Origin of the sequence: Bacteroides sp. (assembly GCF_052357945.1) — a bacterium.
In the GTDB taxonomy this organism is placed as follows: Bacteria; Bacteroidota; Bacteroidia; order Bacteroidales; family Bacteroidaceae; genus Bacteroides.
The window spans coordinates 1-4061 of the sequence record NZ_DAWCXD010000243.1 but is presented as its reverse complement, the minus strand read 5'-3'; the positions used below and the strand labels follow the sequence as shown (position 1 = coordinate 4061).

Annotated in this window: 4 protein-coding genes; 3 read left to right on the top strand and 1 reads right to left on the bottom strand. The window is 41.3% G+C overall.

Annotation, left to right across the window (positions count from 1 at the left end):
- The 3 genes from rpsO to ACT8YW_RS22135 all read left to right on the top strand — a co-directional run.
- A partial coding sequence (gene rpsO, locus ACT8YW_RS22145; RefSeq protein WP_303390325.1) for a 30S ribosomal protein S15 occupies nucleotides 1-170 on the top strand: 170 nt, incomplete at its 5' end.
- A gap of 186 nt (nucleotides 171-356) precedes the next feature.
- The gene (locus tag ACT8YW_RS22140; RefSeq protein WP_099145734.1) at nucleotides 357-932 is read left to right on the top strand and encodes a helix-turn-helix domain-containing protein; all 576 of its coding nucleotides are present in this window, start codon (nucleotides 357-359) and stop codon (nucleotides 930-932) included.
- Nucleotides 933-967: 35 nt separating this feature from the next.
- Entirely contained in the window at nucleotides 968-2617 is a 1650-nt protein-coding gene (locus tag ACT8YW_RS22135; RefSeq protein ID WP_302825930.1) for an AMP-binding protein, read from the top strand.
- A gap of 147 nt (nucleotides 2618-2764) precedes the next feature.
- Here ACT8YW_RS22135 and ACT8YW_RS22130 read toward each other — a convergent pair whose 3' ends face one another.
- Nucleotides 2765-3847 carry a mannose-1-phosphate guanylyltransferase gene (locus tag ACT8YW_RS22130; protein WP_302825929.1) on the bottom strand — a complete coding sequence of 361 codons (1083 nt, stop codon included), beginning with the start codon at nucleotides 3845-3847 and terminating at the stop codon, nucleotides 2765-2767.
- Between the last annotated feature and the right edge of the window lie 214 nt (nucleotides 3848-4061).

Below are 4061 nucleotides of genomic sequence, written 5' to 3'. Positions count from 1 at the left end.
ACCGTATTTCTCACCTGACTGAGCACATGAAGCTCAACAGAAAAGATTATAGTACTGAAAGAGCGTTAACAATGTTGGTAGGTAAGCGTCGTCGCTTACTCGACTACCTGAAAGCAAGAGATATCGAAAGATATCGTGCTATTGTTAAAGAGCTCGGTTTGCGTAAGTAATCTACTTGTCGCGAAAAGATTTAAAGCCGTTCCTCATGATAGAGGAGCGGCTTTTTTTTAGTATCTTCTTTTTCTTCCTGACAATCGTATTTTCTTCGGTTATAATTGTGTTCATCTAAAGATTTTGCTATTTTTGCAGCTTAATTATTATAATTTATCACCTTTGATAACTAAAATGCTTTCAAAATGGATACAAGTAAGATTGTTGGCGAAAAAATTAAAGCCCTCCGCGAAGATAAATCAATAAGCATAGAAGAGTTGGCGCAACGTTCAGGTTTGGCTATCGAACAGATTGAACGTATTGAGAATAACATTGATATACCTTCTCTCGCACCGCTGATTAAGATTGCGCGTGTGTTGGGAGTACGTCTGGGTACTTTCCTTGATGATCAGGATGAAGTCGGACCGGTCGTATGCCGTAAGAAAGAAGCCAAGGATGCGATCAGTTTTTCCAATAATGCGATTCACTCTCGCAAACACATGGAATATCACTCGTTGTCCAAGTCAAAGGCGGATCGTCACATGGAGCCGTTTATTATCGATGTGATGCCGACGGAAGATACTGACTTCGTGCTTTCTTCTCATGAAGGAGAAGAGTTCATCATGGTTATGGAAGGTATCATGGAAATCAGCTATGGCAAGAACACCTATCTGCTGGAAGAGGGTGATAGCATTTATTATGATTCCATTGTTCCTCATCATGTACATGCTTATGAGGGGCAGGCTGCAAAAATCCTGGCAGTAGTTTACACACCGATTTAATGAAATAGTAGGAACCAAGACTTAAGTATAATTACATGCAATTATTTGATCGTACTTTGGGGCAGTGGCTGGAACACTGGGCTGAAGAGACTCCTGATAAGGAATATATCGTATATTCCGACCGAAATCTCCGTTTTACCTGGAGTCAGTTGAACCGTCGTGTGGATGATATGGCAAAAGGGCTTATTGCCATTGGTGTGGAACGTGGTACCCATGTGGGTATTTGGGCGGCTAATGTTCCCGATTGGTTGACATTGCTATATGCCTGCGCGAAGATTGGTGCGGTATATGTTACAGTGAATACGAACTACAAGCAATCGGAGTTGGAGTATCTTTGCCAGAACTCGGATATGCATACGCTTTGTATCGTGAATGGCGAGAAGGACAGTGACTTTGTGCAGATGACCTATACAATGCTTCCTGAATTGAAGACTTGTGAGCGTGGACATTTAAAGAGCGAACGCTTTCCGTATATGCGAAATGTAGTATATGTAGGTCAGGAAAAACATCGTGGTATGTATAATACAGCGGAGATCCTGCTGTTGGGAGATAATGTGGAAGATGACCGTTTGAACGAACTAAAAAGCAAAGTGGATTGTCACGATGTGGTAAATATGCAATATACGTCGGGCACTACCGGTTTTCCGAAAGGGGTGATGCTGACACATTATAATATCGCCAATAATGGATTCCTGACGGGGGAACACATGAAGTTCACGGCAGATGACAAACTTTGTTGTTGCGTTCCGTTGTTCCATTGTTTTGGGGTAGTATTGGCTACCATGAACTGTCTGACTCATGGTTGTACACAAGTGATGGTAGAACGTTTCGACCCGTTGGTTGTGCTGGCCTCTATTCATAAAGAACGTTGTACGGCTCTTTATGGTGTGCCGACTATGTTTATCGCCGAGTTGCATCATCCGATGTTCGATCTCTTTGATATGTCTTGTCTTCGTACAGGTATTATGGCCGGTTCGCTGTGTCCTGTCGAACTGATGAAGCAGGTAGAAGAGAAAATGTATATGAAGGTGACTAGTGTATATGGACTGACGGAGACCGCTCCGGGTATGACTGCTTCTCGTATTGATGATCCGTTCGATGTACGTTGTAATACGGTAGGACATGATTTCGAATTTACGGAGGTGAAAGTGATTGATCCTGAAACAGGTGAAGAATGTCCGGTTGGTGTACAAGGTGAAATGTGTAACCGTGGTTATAATACCATGAAAGGATATTATAAGAATCCGGAAGCAACGGCGGAAGTGCTTGATGAAAACAACTTCTTGCATTCCGGCGACTTGGGTATTAAGGATGAAGATGGAAATTATCGGATTACCGGACGTATCAAAGATATGATTATTCGTGGTGGCGAGAATATTTATCCGCGCGAAATAGAAGAGTTTCTTTATAAGCTTGATGGAGTGAAAGATGTTCAAGTAGCTGGTATTCCTTCTAAAAAGTATGGTGAGGCAGTCGGAGCATTTATTATTTTGCAGGAAGGAGTACAAATGCAGGAAGCCGATGTACGTGATTTCTGCAGAAATAAGATATCCCGTTATAAGATTCCGAAATATATCTTTTTTGTGAATGAATTCCCGATGACGGGTAGTGGAAAGATTCAGAAGTTCAGATTGAAAGATCTGGGACTGCAACTTTGCAAGCAGCAGGGAATAGAGATTATTTAGAAACTCATGATTATTTAAAGACACACAAAGTTTTTCGATTATAAACAGTGAACGGTGAACTCTCTGCAATCAATTATGCAGTTTGTTCACCGTTCACTATTTGTATGCTCTTATCCGGTTTTGTCTCCGGCGTCAGGTTGCGTGTTATTAAATGAAATCATCGCCCAGTTGCATTTGGGCGTCGTTTACATATTTACGGATAGCATGTTCTTCATCTTTGCGGCAAATCAAAAGAACGTTGTCCGATTCGGCTATCAGAAATCCTTCCAGTCCATCGATAACGGCCAGTTTGCCTTTCGGAAGTACTACCATATTATCTTTACTATTATATATAAGTGAATGGCACTTCAGCGTAACATTGCCTTCCGGGTCTCTTTCCGATAAATCATAAAGTGATCCCCAAGTTCCAAGATCGGACCAGCCAAAATCTCCTAATGATACATACACATTATCCGCTTTCTCCATAATGCCGAAGTCGATGGATACATTAGGACATGCTGGGAAGTTTTCTTCGATGAATGCTTTCTCCTTGTCGGTGGCATAAATATCTTTTCCCGGTGCCAGTTTGGAAGCTAATTCAGGCAGTAAATCTTCATTTGCTTTGATGATTGTATTTACATTCCACATAAATAGGCCGGAATTCCAATAAAATTCTCCGCTCTCTACGAATACTTTAGCTAATTCCAGTTCCGGTTTCTCTGTGAATGTTTTTACTTTATAGAAGTTTCCTCCTGCGGGTTCGTCTATTTGTATATATCCGTACCCTGTTTCCGGGCGATTGGGTTTAATACCTAATGTCAGTAGCTTTTCCGAGCGTGAAACAAAATCAAGTCCTTTTTCGATAGCGGCAAGAAACTCATCCTCTTTTAAAATTAAATGGTCTGAAGGTGCAACTACGATATTGGCATTTGGATTCAATGCCTGGATGTGGTAAGAAGCCCATGCTATACATGGAGCGGTGTTTCGTCTTGCAGGTTCCAGCAGAATTTGGTTTTCGCTCACTTCAGGCAATTGTTTTTTCACTAAGTCTGCATACATTGCATTGGTAACGATGAAAATGTTTTCTGTTGGAATAACCTTTTGGAACCGGTCAAAAGTCTGCTGTAAAAGTGAACGACCCGTTCCGAAGAAATCTAAGAATTGTTTGGGCAATGTTTTGCGGCTAAACGGCCAAAAGCGGCTTCCAATGCCGCCACCCATAATCACGCAATAATTATCCTGGTTTGTCATGATAGTGACTCTATTTTAAAGTTTCTGCTAATGTACGGTTTATTCTCTGAATAGAGAAGTGTTTAAGATATGTTTTATTATTTTTTTCTCCTTTTTTTTGCCAAACTATTGTGGATTCAAAATAATGTCGTATCTTTGCACCGCAATTGAGAAATCAAGTATGCGCCCAGATGGCGGAATCGGTAGACGCGCTGGTCTCAAACACCAGTGGATT